16 protein-coding genes and 1 rRNA gene are annotated in these 15,273 nt (G+C 61.9%); 10 read left to right on the top strand and 7 right to left on the bottom strand.

What is annotated here, in order from left to right:
• Both CSQ95_RS27170 and CSQ95_RS27165 read right to left on the bottom strand, forming a co-directional pair.
• Nucleotides 1-103: ribosomal RNA gene (locus tag CSQ95_RS27170) — 16S ribosomal RNA — on the bottom strand; the annotation flags it as partial.
• Between the two features lie 378 nt (nt 104-481).
• Nucleotides 482-1,258: an enoyl-CoA hydratase gene (locus CSQ95_RS27165; RefSeq protein WP_099411739.1), complete on the bottom strand. Its 777-nt coding sequence runs from the start codon at nt 1,256-1,258 to the stop codon at nt 482-484.
• A gap of 95 nt (nt 1,259-1,353) precedes the next feature.
• Here CSQ95_RS27165 and CSQ95_RS27160 point away from each other — a divergent pair, with 95 nt between their 5' ends.
• The gene (locus CSQ95_RS27160; RefSeq protein ID WP_099411738.1) at nt 1,354-2,637 is read left to right on the top strand and encodes an MFS transporter; all 1,284 of its coding nucleotides are present in this window, start codon (nt 1,354-1,356) and stop codon (nt 2,635-2,637) included.
• 137 nt (nt 2,638-2,774) lie between these two features.
• Nucleotides 2,775-3,212, top strand: a complete 438-nt coding sequence (locus CSQ95_RS27155; protein WP_070292460.1) for a universal stress protein — start codon at nt 2,775-2,777, stop codon at nt 3,210-3,212.
• Nucleotides 3,213-3,249: 37 nt separating this feature from the next.
• Here the strand turns inward: CSQ95_RS27155 and CSQ95_RS27150 are convergent, their stop codons facing one another.
• Nucleotides 3,250-4,518: a murein transglycosylase A gene (locus CSQ95_RS27150; protein ID WP_257218244.1), complete on the bottom strand. Its 1,269-nt coding sequence runs from the start codon at nt 4,516-4,518 to the stop codon at nt 3,250-3,252.
• Between the two features lie 10 nt (nt 4,519-4,528).
• Here CSQ95_RS27150 and CSQ95_RS29795 point away from each other — a divergent pair, with 10 nt between their 5' ends.
• Nucleotides 4,529-4,675: a hypothetical protein gene (locus CSQ95_RS29795; protein ID WP_175444843.1), complete on the top strand. Its 147-nt coding sequence runs from the start codon at nt 4,529-4,531 to the stop codon at nt 4,673-4,675.
• 23 nt (nt 4,676-4,698) lie between these two features.
• Here the strand turns inward: CSQ95_RS29795 and apaG are convergent, their stop codons facing one another.
• On the bottom strand, nt 4,699-5,073 hold the full coding sequence (apaG, locus tag CSQ95_RS27140; RefSeq protein WP_099411747.1) for a Co2+/Mg2+ efflux protein ApaG: 375 nt from the start codon (nt 5,071-5,073) through the stop codon (nt 4,699-4,701).
• A gap of 167 nt (nt 5,074-5,240) precedes the next feature.
• Between apaG and rpe the strand changes: the two genes are divergently transcribed.
• From rpe to CSQ95_RS27105, 7 genes are all read left to right on the top strand, one after another.
• Nucleotides 5,241-5,915 carry a ribulose-phosphate 3-epimerase gene (gene rpe, locus CSQ95_RS27135; RefSeq protein ID WP_034753544.1) on the top strand — a complete coding sequence of 225 codons (675 nt, stop codon included), beginning with the start codon at nt 5,241-5,243 and terminating at the stop codon, nt 5,913-5,915.
• The gene (locus CSQ95_RS27130; protein WP_099411736.1) at nt 5,915-6,619 is read left to right on the top strand and encodes a phosphoglycolate phosphatase; all 705 of its coding nucleotides are present in this window, start codon (nt 5,915-5,917) and stop codon (nt 6,617-6,619) included. The genes rpe and CSQ95_RS27130 overlap by 1 nt, the downstream gene beginning before the upstream one ends.
• A gap of 269 nt (nt 6,620-6,888) precedes the next feature.
• Nucleotides 6,889-8,385 (top strand): anthranilate synthase component I, encoded by a 1,497-nt coding sequence (trpE, locus tag CSQ95_RS27125; protein ID WP_099411735.1) that lies wholly within the window; start codon nt 6,889-6,891, stop codon nt 8,383-8,385.
• A 1-nt stretch (nt 8,386) separates the two neighbouring features.
• Nucleotides 8,387-8,950 (top strand): aminodeoxychorismate/anthranilate synthase component II, encoded by a 564-nt coding sequence (locus tag CSQ95_RS27120; RefSeq protein WP_099411734.1) that lies wholly within the window; start codon nt 8,387-8,389, stop codon nt 8,948-8,950.
• A 65-nt stretch (nt 8,951-9,015) separates the two neighbouring features.
• On the top strand, nt 9,016-10,059 hold the full coding sequence (gene trpD, locus CSQ95_RS27115) for an anthranilate phosphoribosyltransferase (protein ID WP_099411733.1): 1,044 nt from the start codon (nt 9,016-9,018) through the stop codon (nt 10,057-10,059).
• A gap of 34 nt (nt 10,060-10,093) precedes the next feature.
• Nucleotides 10,094-10,894 (top strand): indole-3-glycerol phosphate synthase TrpC, encoded by an 801-nt coding sequence (trpC, locus tag CSQ95_RS27110; protein WP_070223789.1) that lies wholly within the window; start codon nt 10,094-10,096, stop codon nt 10,892-10,894.
• Between the two features lie 20 nt (nt 10,895-10,914).
• A complete protein-coding gene (locus CSQ95_RS27105) occupies nt 10,915-11,385 on the top strand; it encodes a hypothetical protein (RefSeq protein WP_099411732.1) in 471 nt (156 codons plus the stop codon).
• Here the strand turns inward: CSQ95_RS27105 and CSQ95_RS27100 are convergent.
• From CSQ95_RS27100 to CSQ95_RS27090, 3 genes are all read right to left on the bottom strand, one after another.
• Nucleotides 11,336-12,505, bottom strand: coding sequence for a GGDEF domain-containing protein (locus CSQ95_RS27100; protein ID WP_257218243.1), 1,170 nt, complete (start codon nt 12,503-12,505; stop codon nt 11,336-11,338). The genes CSQ95_RS27105 and CSQ95_RS27100 overlap by 50 nt on opposite strands.
• Nucleotides 12,506-12,724: 219 nt before the next feature.
• A complete protein-coding gene (locus CSQ95_RS27095) occupies nt 12,725-14,545 on the bottom strand; it encodes a M61 family metallopeptidase (RefSeq protein WP_099411746.1) in 1,821 nt (606 codons plus the stop codon).
• A 117-nt stretch (nt 14,546-14,662) separates the two neighbouring features.
• Nucleotides 14,663-15,271 carry an NTP transferase domain-containing protein gene (locus CSQ95_RS27090; protein WP_099411730.1) on the bottom strand — a complete coding sequence of 203 codons (609 nt, stop codon included), beginning with the start codon at nt 15,269-15,271 and terminating at the stop codon, nt 14,663-14,665.
• Nucleotides 15,272-15,273 lie beyond the last annotated feature (2 nt).

Here is a 15,273-nt window from a genome sequence, read left to right as displayed (position 1 = left end):
TTCGCCACTCGCCACCAGAGCAAGCTCCGTGCTGCCGTTCGACTTGCATGTGTAAGGCATGCCGCCAGCGTTCAATCTGAGCCAGGATCAAACTCTTCAGTTTAATCTCTGTTACTTTGCCGTTTTATTGGCACCGTCATTGCTGACGGGTCGCTCACTCAAAAAACTGACAGGCCACTACTTTCGTAGCGCCTATTTCATTATTTCTTGTGAACATTTGATATTTTAAGTATTACGACAATCCGAAGATCATCGCTGCACTACATCAAATGCCCACACTTATCGACTGTTAATTGTTAAAGAACTGTATTCGGCTACTGCTTTCGCGCTATCGACAAAGCGTTGTGTTTGTCAGCTGCGAAGAAGGAAGAGTATGAAGCGTTTCGGCTAATTCGTCAACCTTCTTTTTTACTACCCAGCCCCGGAAGGCCGCCCCTTTTGTGCCGCAAACTAGTGCGTCTCATCGGGGAGGCGAATCATATCAAAGACCGCCGAAGTTTGGCAAGCGCTTTTCCAGGAAAGCGTGCATGCCTTCTTTTTGTGCAGGCGTGCCGAAGGCAGCCTGGAACAAGCGGCGCTCATAGGCGACGCCATCGGTCAGGGTCGTTTCGAAGGCGCGGTTGACGCAATCCTTGATCATCATGGCCACCGAGGTCGGCATGGCGGCGATGGTCTTGGCGGCAGCCAGAGTTTCTTCCAGCAATTTATCAGCCGGAACCACGCGCGACACCAGGCCGATGCGTTCTGCCTCGGCAGCGTCGATGGTGCGTGCCGTCAGCAGCAGATCCATGGCCTTGGCCTTGCCGATGGCGCGCGGCAGACGCTGCGTACCGCCCGCGCCCGGCGTGACGCCAACCTTGATTTCCGGCTGGCCGAATTTGGCGCTGTCGGCGGCGATCAGGAAATCGCACATCATGGCCAGTTCGCAGCCGCCACCGAGCGCATAGCCGGCCACCGCGCCCACCACCGGTTTGCGCACGCGCAAGATATGCTCCCAGTTGCGGCTGATGTAACCCTGGGTAAAGGTGTCGGGATAAGTGTAGTCAGCCATGGCGGCGATGTCAGCGCCGGCGGCAAAGGCTTTTTCGCTGCCCGTGAGCACGATGCAGCCGATATTCTCGTCCGCGTCGAATTTCAGCAAGGCGTGGCCCAGCTCATTCATCATGTTGTCGTTCAAGGCATTCAAGGCCTTGGGACGGTTCAGGCGGATGACCGCCACTTTGTCCTGGATGTCGATGATCAGGTCTTCGTATTGCATAGTGTCTCCTCTCGATGAACGGTGCAACGATTGTAGCGGCTAACGGCAGCGGCGCGGCAGGTGCGCTGCTATTATTGTGAGTCCGATCACCTTTCATCGAGCAGCGTATTTTCTCCTCCTTCTTCCAGTACTGCACCCGCTATCTGCGCGGCGACGGCAGCGCCGCCAGCGTCAATTTCCGCCGCCTGTGGTTCAGCAACGGCCTCAATTGCTTCGGCGCCCAGATCACTTCACTGGCCCTGCCCCTTTGCGCGGTACTGCTGCTGCATGCGACGCCGGAACAGATGGGCGTACTGGTCGCGCTACAGGCGCTGCCGTTCGCCCTGTTCGGTTTGCCTGTCGGCGTGCTGCTGGACCGGCGCAGCAAGCACCCGATCATGCTGTTCAGCGAAAGCATGTCCGGCCTGGCCCTGGCCAGCGTGGCCGTGGCCTACTGGTGCGGCGTGCTGTCGATGCCGTGGTTATATATAGTGGGGTTCATCATCGGCACGGGCTTTGTCGTCGGCGGCGGCGCCGAACAGGTGTTTCTGACTTTCCTCGTGGGCCGCGATGGCTTGATCGATGCGCAATCGAAATTTGCCGCCACGGAATCGGCTTCGCGCCTGATCGGCCCCGGCCTGGCCGGCGTGCTGGTGCAAGTGCTGTCGGCGCCCGTCGCCATCCTGTGCACGGCTTGCGGCTATCTGGTTTCCGTCTTCAATCTGCGCGCCATGAGCGTGCGCGACCCGCGACCGGCTCCCTCCGACAAGCACGCCCTGCGCGACATCGCCGACGGCTTGCTGTTCGTCTGGCGCGAGCCGCTGCTGCGCGCGCTTGCCTGGGGCGCCGGCATCTGGCACTTCCTGTTTTACGCCAGCATGGCCTTGACGGTGCTGTTCGCCACTCGCGACCTGGGCATGAGCCCTGGCGTGCTGGGCATGACGCAGATGCTGGGCGGCGCCGGCGTCTTGCTCAGCGCCTTCATCGTCAAGCCGCTGACGAAGCGCTACGGCGCTGGCCACACCATCCTGATCGGCCTGGCTTCGACCTCGCTCTGCTTTGCCCTGACGCCAACGATTCCCGCCGCGCTGTTCGGCAGCGCGGCGGCCAGCGCCGTCGCCTATGCCATATTGATGTTCTTTTTCGATTGCGGCGTGATGCTGTTCTTTATTCCCTACCTGGGCTTGCGCCAGAAAGTCACGCCCGATCCCATGCTGGGCAGGATGACTTCCACCATGCGCTTCCTGACGGTGGCGACGGCGCCGCTGGGCGCGCTGGCCGCCGGCTGGGTAGCGGAACATTTTGGCGTGCGCAATGGCCTGGCCTGCATCGCGGCAGGCAGCATTGCGTTGACGGTTGCCATGGTGTGGGGCACGCCGCTGCGTAGCGTGCGCACCTGAAGCGAGGAACGGGAATACACTGCAGAAAGATTGCCTTGGCGACACTATTCATGCCAAAGCCTGTGAGGTTTGATTTACATCAAGGTTTTAATTGATGTAAATCCATAAGCTGTCTTACATCACTTGAGGAGCACGCCATGTTTAACACCATCTTATTTCCCACCGACGGCTCGCCGTTGTCCGACAAAGCTGCCGAGACTGCTCTCGCCTTCGCCCAATTGAACAAGGCCAAGCTGGTCGCCATCAGCGTGGTGCAACCGTTCCCGTTCTCTCCGATGGCCGATGGCGGCATCGTGCTCGACGCCAGCCTGTATGAACAGCAGATGCAGGAAGCTTCGCAACGCGCCATCGACAAGATCGGCGCAGCGGCGCGCGCCGCCGGCGTGGCTTTCGAAGGCGTGGTGGCCGTGTCACCGAGCCCGCACGACGAAATCGTCAATGCGGCGCAAACCTACCATTGCGACATCATCCTGATGGCCTCGCATGGCCGCAAGGGCTTGAACAAGCTGTTCGTGGGCAGCGAAACGCAAAAAGTGCTCGCGCATACGCATTTGCCGGTCATGGTTCTGCGTTAAGCCAGACAATAACTACCCCGGCGTCGTGCGCAGCAACTCACCGCGCCGGCGCCTGCTTCGGCAACAATACCCACACGGCGCCGCTCTGCTTCATGCGGCCCGCATTCTCGGCTGCTTCCGCGCCAAAGCCAAAGAAATAATCGACCCGGATCGGCCCGCGAATGGCGCCGCCCGTATCCTGCGCCATCACCAGGCGCTGCATGGGAATCTCGCTATTGGCTTGCGTCGTGGACAAAAACACGGGCGCGCCCAGCGGCAGGAAGCGCGAATCGACGGCCACCGAGCGCTGCGGCGTCAACGGCACGCCCAGCGCACCCTTCGGCCCCACTTTCGGATCGGGCAAACGCTCTTCCTTGAAGAAGACATAGCTGGGGTTAGCGTTGAACAATTCATCCTTGCGCGTCGGGTGGCCGGCAATCCACGCCTTGATCCCCTGCGCCGATGCCTGGCTCAGGGTCAGCTCACCCTTGTCGACCAGGTAGCGGCCAATCGACTTGTAGGGGTGGCCGTTTTGATCCGCGTACGCTACGCGCACGGTTTCCTGCGTATCGGTAAGCTGCACGCGCCCGGAACCCTGCACCTGCAGGAAGAACGCCTCGACTTCGTCATCCACCCACAGCAATTCCTTGCCCGTGACGGACGTGGCGCGCTCGATGTCGGCGCGGGTCGCGTACGGGATCACCTTCTTGCCGACCAGCTTGCCCCGCAAGCGCATGTTTTTCAGTTCCGGATACACGCCGGACAAGTCCACCGAGACCAGGTCGTCGGGCACCTTGTACAGCGGCGTCTGGTATGGACCGCCGCGCTTGCGCGCGCCGTGCAACAGCGGCTCGTAGTAGCCGGTGACGAGGCCCGTGCTGGCACCATCGGCCGTAATGACTTGATTGGGCACAAAGAAGGTCTCGAAGAACAGACGGATGGCCTTGTCGCTGTCGGCATTCACCTGGCGCGCGATCGTGCACGATTCCTTCCAGTCCGGACGCTTCACCAGCACGCCGCACGAAGCCATGAAGGCCGGCCAGGCGGCGCGCATGTCGTCGCGAGCCCAGCCAGGCAAGGCGGCGAACTTGGCGGGCACAAAGGTTGGAGCTGCCACATCCGCGGCATCCTTGGCGTCGGCCGGCTTGGCGGGCACGGGCCTGACGACGGTCGGCGCGATGGGCGGCGCCTTGCCGCCGGCGGCGGCCGGTGGCGCCGATGGCGTGGTACAGGCGGAAAGCGCAAGCGCGACGGCGCCGATGGAAACGGGTAGACTACCGCGTGTCAACAGACGGCGGGTAAATACTAAGCTGCGGGTAAATAACATAGGGGTGCGTATGTGGATCTTGATGATAGAGGCGCTGGTGGCGTTCTTCTTGCTGGCATTTATAGTCTGGTGGACCATGTATTCGGGTAAAAAACCCGCGCCACCGGCACGCCAGCAACTCAGCGAAGAACAGGACAGCACCGAAAAACTGAAATAAGGGGCCAAGCCCCCGGCGTTGCATCAATGCAGGGTGCGCGGCACCGACAGCACGAACTCGGGAATCGAAGCTTCGAACTGATGGCCGTCTTCTGCCACGCAAAAGTATTCGCCGCGCATCGAGCCTTGCGGCGTGCCCAGCATGGTGCCGCTCGTGTATTCGAACTGCTCGCCCGGCTGCAGCAGCGGCTGGTGGCCGACGGCGCCCAGACCGCGCACCTCTTCCACCTTGTTGTTCGCATCCGTGATAAGCCAGTGGCGCGAAATCAGTTGCGCGCCAGCCGTGCCCGTGTTGACGACGCGGATCGTGTAACTGAACACGTGCCGCCCCTGGTCCGGTGCCGATTGTTCGGGCAGATATTGCGTTTTGACCGTTACCGTAAATTCATAAGTCGCCATCGTCATTCCTATTCAGACATTGCCAGTCGTATTGTGTGTCGCGCGCGACGCATTGACCATCGCGCGATGCGTATTCTGTGTTTCACGGTCCTTCAATGAAGCATGGTACCGGCGTCAAGCGTAAAATAGCGCATCTTCGCATTTTCTACTCTCAGCCTTTAGCCACCATGACAACATTCCGTATCGCTCCCAGCATCCTGTCCGCCGACTTTGCCCGCCTCGGCGAGGAAGTGCGCAACGTCGTTACCGCCGGCGCCGACATCATCCACTTCGACGTGATGGATAACCATTATGTGCCGAACCTGACCATCGGCCCGCTGGTGTGCGAAGCGATCCGCCCACACGTGCAAGTGCCGATCGACGTGCACCTGATGGTCAAGCCTGTCGATCGCATTATCCCGGATTTCGCCAAGGCTGGCGCGAACATCATCACCTTTCACCCGGAAGCGTCGGATCACGTCGACCGTTCGCTGCAGCTGATCCGCGACAACGGCTGCAAATCGGGCCTGGTCTTCAACCCGGGCACGCCGCTGCACTACCTGGAACACGTGATGGACAAGATCGACATCATCCTGATCATGTCGGTCAACCCGGGCTTCGGCGGCCAGTCCTTCATCCCGCAAGCGCTGAAGAAAATCGCCGAAGCGCGCCGCATGATCGACGAATCGGGCCGTGACATCATGCTGGAAGTCGATGGCGGCATCAAGATCGACAACATCGCCGCCGCTGCCGCCGCCGGCGCCGACACCTTCGTCGCCGGCTCGGCCATCTTCGGCAAGCCCGACTACAAGGCCGTCATCGACGCCATGCGCGCCGAGCTGGCAGCAGTAAAGGGCGCCTGATGCAAGCGGGCACGGTGAAAGACCACGTACTGGCCGGCGTGCGCGCCGCCATCATCGACCTCGATGGCACGATGCTAGACACCGTGCCCGATTTCCATGTCGCCATCAACGGCATGCGCGCCGAACTGGATTTGCCCCCAATCAGCGCCGATGCCATCAAGCTGATGGTGGGCAAAGGCTCGGAAAACCTGATCCGCACCGTGCTGGCGCTCGACTTCGATGCGGCCGGCGTGGAACAGCGATTTGAAGATGCCATGGACGCCTACCAGCGTCATTACCTGGCCGTCAATGGCCAGTTCAGCACCCTGTACCCGGACGTGGAAGCGGGGCTGGCGGCAATGCAGGCGGCGGGATTGCGCCTGGCCTGCGTCACCAACAAGCCGATCGCCTTCGCCCTGCCCCTGCTGAAACTGAAAAACCTCGACCAGTATTTCGAGATCGTCTACGGCGGCGATTCGCTGCCGAAGAAAAAACCGCACCCGATGCCGCTGCTGCAAGTGTGCGCGGACTTCGACCTGCCGCCCGCCAAAGTGGTGGCCATCGGCGACTCCTCGAATGACGCGCAAGCGGCCAGGGCTGCGGCTTGCCCCGTATTGACGGTACCGTATGGCTACAATCACGGACACTCTATACACGATACCGATTCCGATGGTATAGTAAAGACACTGCTCGAAGCAGCACGTTTTATTGGCATGCAAAACTAAGCGGCATACTGACCAAACCCAACACCATATCGTGAACACGTTTCTCATCAAAAAACACAATGTCACCCAAACCGGCTCGATTGAGGCCTGGCTTTGGCGACGCTGGCAATCCTGGCAGGCCTAAGGGCCGAGCCGTTACGATTGCTGCCGGTTGTACACACGTCGTTTGCGCATCTTGCGCACGTTGCGTGTCCCGGCAAGTTTTTTGATAACCCACCGCAGGGTTTGTGCACTATGCACACTCATACCCTGACGGCATGGAGAGAAACATGACCGAACTCGAATTCAAATCGCTGGGCCAGCAAGGCTACAACCGCATCCCCCTGATCGCGGAAGCCTTCGCCGACCTGGAAACCCCGCTCACCCTGTACCTGAAACTGGCACAGGCCCAACAAGGTGGCAAGAACACCTTCCTGCTCGAATCCGTCGTCGGCGGTGAACGCTTCGGCCGCTACTCCTTCATCGGCTTGCCCGCCACGACCGTGTTGCGCAGCTACGGCAAACGCACCGAAATCGTCAAGAACGGCAGCGTGATCGAAGAACACGAAGGCAATCCGCTCGACTTCATCGAACAGTTCCAGTCGCGCTTCAAGGTCGCCCTGCGCCCCGGCATGCCGCGCTTCTGCGGCGGCCTGGCCGGCTACTTCGGCTACGACACCGTGCGCCACATCGAGAAAAAACTGGCCGGTGGCGCGCCGAAAGATGACCTGAAGCTGCCCGACATCCAGCTGATGGTGACGGAAGAACTGGCCGTCATCGACAACCTGTCCGGTAAACTCTACCTGATCGTCTACGCCGACACGGCGCAGCCCGAATCGTTTTCGAAAGCGCAGCAGCGCCTGAAGGACTTGCGCATGATGCTGCGCCGCGGTGTCGATGCGCCCGTCACCAGCGCTTCCGTGCGTACGGAAACCATCCGCGACTTTTCCAAGGAAGACTACCTGAAGGCCGTCGCCAAGGCGCATGAATACGTGATGGCCGGCGACCTGATGCAGGTGCAGATCGGCCAGCGCATCCGCAAGCCGTATGTCGATTCGCCGCTGACCCTGTACCGCGCCTTGCGTTCGCTGAACCCGTCGCCGTATATGTACTTCTATAATTTCGGTGACATGCAGATCATCGGCGCCTCGCCCGAGATTTTGGTGCGCAACGAGAAGACGGCGGACGGCGGCAAGAAAGTCACCTTGCGTCCGATTGCCGGCACCCGTCCGCGCGGCGCCACGCCCGAGCGCGACGCCGAGCTGTCGGCCGAGCTGCTGGCCGATCCGAAAGAGATCGCCGAGCACGTGATGCTGATCGACCTGGCGCGCAACGACATCGGCCGCATCGCCGAAACGGGCAGCGTGCAAGTGACCGACCGCATGGTCATCGAAAAATACTCGCATGTGCAGCACATCGTCTCGAACGTGGAAGGCACCCTCAAGGAGGGCCTGTCGAACCTGGACGTGCTGCGCGCGACCTTCCCCGCCGGCACCCTGACGGGCGCACCGAAAGTGCGCGCCATGGAAGTGATCGACGAACTGGAAATCACCAAGCGCGGCATCTACGGCGGCGCCTGCGGCTACCTGTCGTTTGGCGGCGAAATGGACGTGGCGATCGCCATCCGCACGGGCGTGGTCAAGGACGGCATGCTGTATGTGCAGGCCGCGGCCGGCATCGTGGCCGACTCCATCCCCGAAATGGAATGGCAGGAAACTGAAAACAAGGCGCGCGCCGTACTGCGTGCCGCCGAACAAGTGCAAGATGGCCTGGATGGAGGGTTTTAAGATGCTGCTGATGATCGACAACTACGACTCCTTCACCTACAACATCGTGCAGTATTTCGGCGAGCTGGGTGAAGACGTGCGGGTCTACCGCAACGATGAAATCACGATCGAACAAATCGAGACGCTGAACCCGGACCGCATCTGCATCTCACCCGGCCCGAAAGCGCCGGCACAGGCGGGCATTTCGGTGGACGTGCTCAAGCACTTCGCCGGCAAGAAGCCGATATTGGGCGTATGCCTGGGCCACCAGGCCATCGGCGAAGCGTTTGGGGGCAAGGTCATCCGCGCCAAGCAAGTCATGCATGGCAAGACTTCCCTCATCGCGCATACGGGCGTGGGCGTTTTCAAAGGCATGCCCAGCCCCTTCACAGTGATCCGCTACCACTCTTTGGCGATCGAACGCGCCTCGCTGCCTTCCTGTCTGGAAGTGACGGCGTGGACGGACGACGGCGAAATCATGGGCGTGCGCCACCGGGAATACGATATCGAGGGCGTGCAATTCCACCCTGAATCGATCCTCTCGGAGCACGGCCACGCCCTGCTGAAGAATTTCCTCGAGCGCTGATTCCATGCGCACGCCACGGCGTGCCATCAGTGTCCTCCTGCGCCATCATTGAAGAAGGAAGCATCATGCCGATCACCCCACAAGAAGCCCTGCTGCGCTGCATCGAACACCGCGAGATCTTTCACGACGAAATGCTGTACCTGTTCCGCCAGATCATGTCCGGCGAAATGTCGCCCACCATGATCGCGGCCCTCACCATGGGCTTGCGCGTGAAAAAGGAAACCATCGGCGAAATCGCCGCCGCCGCGCAAGTGATGCGCGAGTTTTCCACCAAGGTGCCCATGGCCGACACCACCAACCTGCTCGACATCGTCGGCACGGGCGGCGACGGCGCGCACACGTTCAATATTTCCACCGCCTCGATGTTCGTGGCGGCGGCGGCGGGCGCCCGCGTGGCCAAGCACGGCGGGCGCAGCGTGTCGTCCTCGTCCGGCAGCGCCGACGTGCTCGATTCCTTGGGCGTCAACATCAACCTGCAGCCCGAGCAGATCGCCCAGTCGATCGCGCAAACGGGCATCGGCTTCATGTACGCGCCGAACCACCACGCGGCCATGAAGCATGCGGCGCCCGTGCGCAAGGAGCTGGGCGTGCGCACGATCTTCAATATCCTCGGTCCCCTGACCAATCCCGCCGGCGCGCCGAACATCCTGATGGGCGTGTTCCACGCCGACCTGGTCGGCATCCAGGTGCGTGTGCTGCAGCGCCTGGGCGCACAGCATGCGATCGTCGTGTATGGCCGCGACAATATGGATGAAGTGTCGCTGGGCGCGGCCACCATGGTGGGCGAATTGATCAACGGCGAGATCCGCGAATATGAAATCCATCCCGAAGACTTCGGCATGTCGATGATCGCCAGCCGCAATCTAAAGGTGGCCGATTCCATCGAATCGAAAGCGAAGATGATGGAAGCGCTGCGCGGCGAGCCTGGTGCCGCCGCCGACATCGTGGCCTTGAATGCGGGCACGGCGTTGTACGCGGCCGGCGTGGCCAGCTCGATCGAAGACGGCCTGGCGCGTGCGCGCACCGCCGTCAGTTCGGGCGCCGCGCTGGCGAAACTCGACCAGTTCGTGCGCGTGACGCAGCAGCTGGGTGCCCCGCCGCAAGCGTAAGCTCTCCGCCCTCCTTGATAGAATAGCGACCATCATGTCCGACATACTCGATAAAATCCTGGCCGTAAAAGCCGATGAAGTGGCCAAGGCCAAAGCCCGCCGCAGCCTGGCCAGCCTGCGCGGCGACGTGGAAAGCGACAGCGCCCTGCGTGCCGGCCTGCGCGGCTTTGAAGCCAGCCTGCGCCAGCACATCGCCGCCGGCAAGCCCGGCATCATCGCCGAAGTCAAAAAGGCGTCACCGTCGAAAGGCGTGATCCGCGCCGACTTCCGTCCGGCAGACATCGCCGCCAGCTATGCGGCGCATGGCGCGGCCTGCCTGTCCGTGCTGACGGACGAACAGTTCTTCCAGGGATCCGTGGATTATCTGCAGCAGGCACGCGCCGCCTGCGCCATTCCCGTGCTGCGCAAGGATTTCATGGTCGACATGTACCAAATCTATGAAGCGCGCGCCATGGGCGCCGACTGCATCCTCCTGATCGTCGCGGCGCTCGACCATGGCCTGATGGCCGAGATGGAAGCGTGCGCCCACGAACTGGGCATGGGCGTGCTGATCGAAAGCCACGACGGCGAAGAACTGACGGCGGCATTGAAACTCAAGAGTGCGCTGATCGGCATCAATAACCGCAACCTGCGCACGTTCGAAACGTCGCTCGACACGACCATCAATCTCTTGCCGCGCATCCCGCAAGACAAATTGATCATCACGGAATCGGGCATCCACAGCACGGCCGACGTGCAACGCATGCGCGATGCGCACATTCACAGCTTCCTCGTGGGCGAAGCGTTCATGCGCGCGCCAGACCCCGGCGTGGAGCTGGAACGCCTGTTCAGTTAAACCATGGTAGTCTGGCAGACATGAGACACGCGATCATCATCCTTGCCACTGCTGCCCTGCTGTCGGCTTGCCAGACTGCGCCCCCGCCAACGGCGCCCACGCACACGCCCACGCCCACGCCCCCTCGCACGCCGGCCGCGATACAGCTCGCCGCCAGCATCGATGCCTACAAGGCGCTGGTGGCGCAGCAGATCATGGCGGCCAACGCAGAATACACGTTCAGCGGGCGCCTGCCGCCCATGCTGCCGGCCATCGTCGTGCTCGACCTGAGCGTGGGTCCCGATGGCGAACTGAAAAGCGTGCACGTGCACCGTTCGCGCGACAACGAAGCATCGGCCGCCGCGCTGGCCGCCGTGCGGCGCGTGCAGGTCTTCTTTCCGCCGGCCGCACACCTGATGCGCCGCCACGCCCGAACCTTCGATTTTTCCGAAACTTTCCTCTTCAACGACCAGTACCGCTTCCAGTTGCGGACATTGTCCGGTCCTCAGTAAACGCACAAGCATCGAGTTCGATGCGGTCTCGTCCACGCTCCTTGGCCAGGTACAGGGCCGCATCGGCGCGCGACAGCAACTGTTCCAGCCCTTCCACCACCGATGCCTGGCAAGCGACGCCGATGCTGACCGTACACGGTGGCAGCCCCGCATGACTGGGCTCGCGCAGCAAGGCGCGGATGCGTTCGGCCACGCCCAGCGCGTTATGCACCGGCATATCCGGCATCAGCACGACGAACTCCTCGCCGCCGAAACGCGCCACGCAATCCGATTCGCGCAGGGCGCCTTTGATAACGGCGGCCACATGCGCCAATACCTGGTCGCCCACCGCGTGACCGTAACGGTCATTGATCAATTTGAAGTAATCGAGGTCGATGCTGAGCAATGTCAGCGGCAAACGGCGGCGCCGCAGATTGCCGATTTCGCGCGCATAGGCGTCGCCAAAGCCGCGCCGGTTCAGCACCTGCGTGAGCGGATCGTGGGTCGAGCGGCGCTCCAGTATTTGCTGCAGGCGCCGCGTCGCCACCGTCATGAAGCCCACCGTCAGCAGCAGCGCCATGAAATTGGCAACCGCCAGATAGATGCCGGCCGGCGTGCCGGCTACCGTCAGATTCACGCTGGCGCCGCCATGCAGCAGGGCCGACACGCCGCGCGCCAGCACCACGACGGCTTGCAGCAGCATCAGCGCGCCAAAGAAAAAACTCGAGAAATGGCGTTCGCCATGACGCCATACCAGTTGCACCTGCCGCGCATAAAACAGGAAGACCAGCAGGGAGAAGAGCGCCACGCGCGCCGAGAAGTCGGGGTGCGCCAGCAGCCACCAGCAATTACCGGCGATGGCCAGGACAAGTATCAACAGATAGGCGCGGCGGCTGGGCGCCAGGCCAAAGAATTTCTCCGTGCCCAGCATCGACAGGCCGATGCCGGCCACCAGCGCCGCATTGGCCGCGATTATGGACAATGCCTGCGGCAGCACCTCGCGGGTGCCGAACAGCAAGGACGCGCATACCAGCAGCAGCAAACCGGCCGCCCAATGTCCGAGGCCATGCACCTCGCGCCGGAAACTGCGGTACACCGAGAACATGACGACGCTCATCGCCCCGCACATCAGGGTCGTCATCAGCATAATCGTTCGAGGATCGAGGGTTTGCACGTTGGGCGCGGTCGAAAAGAATCAGTTCGGCAATTTTAGTTTAGTTAAAGAAAAATTAGTTCATTTGCAGTAAATATGATGGCAATACGCCAATTTCAGGGGAGGCGTCACATTGAGACATTGCTGCCTGAAATAGAAAACCGGCCAGTGAGGCCGGTTTTCTGTCTTACTGCATGACAAACAGCATCATGCGGCGCTAGGACGCTTCGGCCCCGTGGCCTTCTTGGGCGCCGGCAGCAGGGTCAAGCTGACACCGGGCACGCGGTCGCCCTGCAGCACGGCGGCAAACGTCATCAACTCGTCGCGGCGGAAGGCGTGCACCGTCACTTTGGCACCGACGGCATAGCGGCCCAGCAAGGTGTCGAGGTTCGCCGGGTTGCCCGTCACGCGCAAGCCATCGACGGCCACCAGCACGTCGCCCGCCGACAGGCCAGCCACGTGGGCGGCGCCGCCCTGGTGCACCTGCGCCAATTTGGCGTCATTGCCGTCGCGGCCCAGGTTGACGTCCAGGCTGGCTTTTTCCGCCTTGCGCGCGTCGCTGTATTTCACGCCGAACGGCGCCAGCAGGCGCGCCAGCGGCACGTCGTCCGTGCCGCGGATGTAGCGCTCGAAGAACGGTTTCATGCGCGTGCCGGAGACCTCGTCGAACAGGGCTTCGACTTCGGCCGGCGTCACGCCGCGCGCTTTACCCTTGTAGAAATCACGGCCATAGCGCTGCCACAGCGCCTGCATCACGTCGTCCAGCGATTTTGCGCCATTCGTCTTGGTGCGGATCGTCAGGTCGAAAGCCAGCGCGATCAGCGAACCCTTGGTGTAGTAGCTGACGATGGCGTTCGGCGCGTTTTCATCCTGGCGGTAGTACTTGCCCCAGGCGTCGAAGCTGGAGTCGGCCACGCTTTGCTTGGTGCGGCCGCTGCCGCGCAGGACGCTGTTGACGGTCTTGCCCAGCAATTTGAAATAGGCCGCCTCGTCGATCAGGCCAGCGCGCACCAGCATCAGGTCGTCGTAATAGCTGGTAAAGCCTTCGAACAGCCACAGCAGCGGCGAATAGCTTTCCGCCTGCAGGTTGTACGGCGCAAAGGCGGCCGGCTTGATGCGCTTGACGTTCCAGGTGTGGAAGTACTCGTGGCTGCACAGGCCCAGGAATTTCAGGTAGCCGTCGCCGATTTCCGTGCTATTGGAGGCCGTCGTCGGCAGGTCGGCGCGCGCGCAGATCAGCGCCGTCGAGGCGCGGTGTTCGAGACCGCCGTAACCGTCGCCGACGGCCATGGTCATGAACACATAGCGGTCCATCGGCGCTTTTTTTGTCTTCGGCTCGAAAAAGGCGATCTGCGTTTCGCAGATGGCTTTCAGGTCGCGGCACAAACGCGGCAAGTCCAGGCTCGGCACCTTGCCCGTGACGACGATATCGTGCGGCACGCCATATGCGGTGAAGGTGGCCAGCGCGAAGTCGCCCATTTCCACCGGGTGGTCGATCAGTTCATCGTAGTTGGCCGCCTGGTAGCTGCCGAAGCCATAGCGCTTGGCCTTCAGTTCCGGCAGGGTAGTGGCCACGCGCCAGGTCTTGCAGGCGGCATCCTTGGGCTGCACGATATGCACTTCATGGGCATCGGATTCCTGGCCCAGCACGCGCAAAAACACGCTGGTGCCGTTGAAGAAGCCGTGATTCTGGTCCAGGTGGGCGGCGCGCACGGACAGGTCCCAGGCATAGACGTCGTATTCGACCGTCAATGGGCCCTTGCACGGGGCGGCTTGCCACGAATGTTTGTCCAGTTTGGTCAGCGCCACGGCCTTGCCCTCGGACTCGGCGCGGATGCTGACGATGTTGCGCGAAAATTCGCGGATCATGTAGCTGCCCGGGATCCAGGCCGGCAAGGACAGGACCTGGCCGATGGCGGCTGGCGACTTGACGGTCAACGTCACCTTGAACATGTGGCCAGCCAGATCAGCGGCGGCGATGCTGTAGATGATGCCGGCGGTCGGCGTGGTTTTCACTGCGATTTTCACTGCGGTTTTCGCCGCGGCTTTGCTTGTGGCTTTGCCGCTTGCCTTGGCTCCCGCCTTGGCGGTGATTTTTTGAATCGGTGCTTTCTTCATGTTTTCCTCGTGTCTGGCATGGATGTTCTACAATCGCCCGGGCGCGCCAGGCACCGGCGACAAATCGTCAGGGGTATCAATATCGCGCAAGATGCCGCCGTCGTCCACTGTCACTTCGCACACGGCATGGCTGTTGACGATGCTGCGCGCGCCCTGGTCGCCATCGAGCGCCAGCAGCAGCGGCAAGTGAAAGGCGCTGAATGCGACAGGATTGCCGCGCCGTCCCTGGAACACGGGCACGGCGATGTGCGCACCATCGCCGACGGCTTGCGACAAGGCGGCGATTGTAGCCGCTTCCACGAAAGGCATGTCGCCCAGGGCGATCAGCCAGCCCGGCGCGCCGCGCACGTGATCGATGGCGCAGGTCAGCGACGCGGCCATGCCCATATCGGCGTCATGGCAGACGCGCACCTCGCAGCCCAGCGCACCGAGCACGCGCGCCACCTGCGTATCGTCGGCGCGCACCACGGCCAGCACGCGCGGCAGGGCCGCCAGCATGGCTTTTGCGGCTGCCGCCACTACCGGCAAGCCCGCATGCGGGCCTTCGGCCAGCGGCTGCAATAATTTGTTCTGTACGCCGGAAGGGTCGAACCTGCGTCCCCTTCCGGCTGCCAGCAAGATGCCGACCGTACTCAAAA

This window comes from Janthinobacterium sp. BJB304 (genome assembly GCF_002735765.1).
In the GTDB taxonomy this organism is placed as follows: domain Bacteria; phylum Pseudomonadota; class Gammaproteobacteria; order Burkholderiales; family Burkholderiaceae_D; genus Janthinobacterium.
Note: the sequence above shows the minus strand (reverse complement) of the source record. Positions and strands in the feature narration are given on the sequence as shown.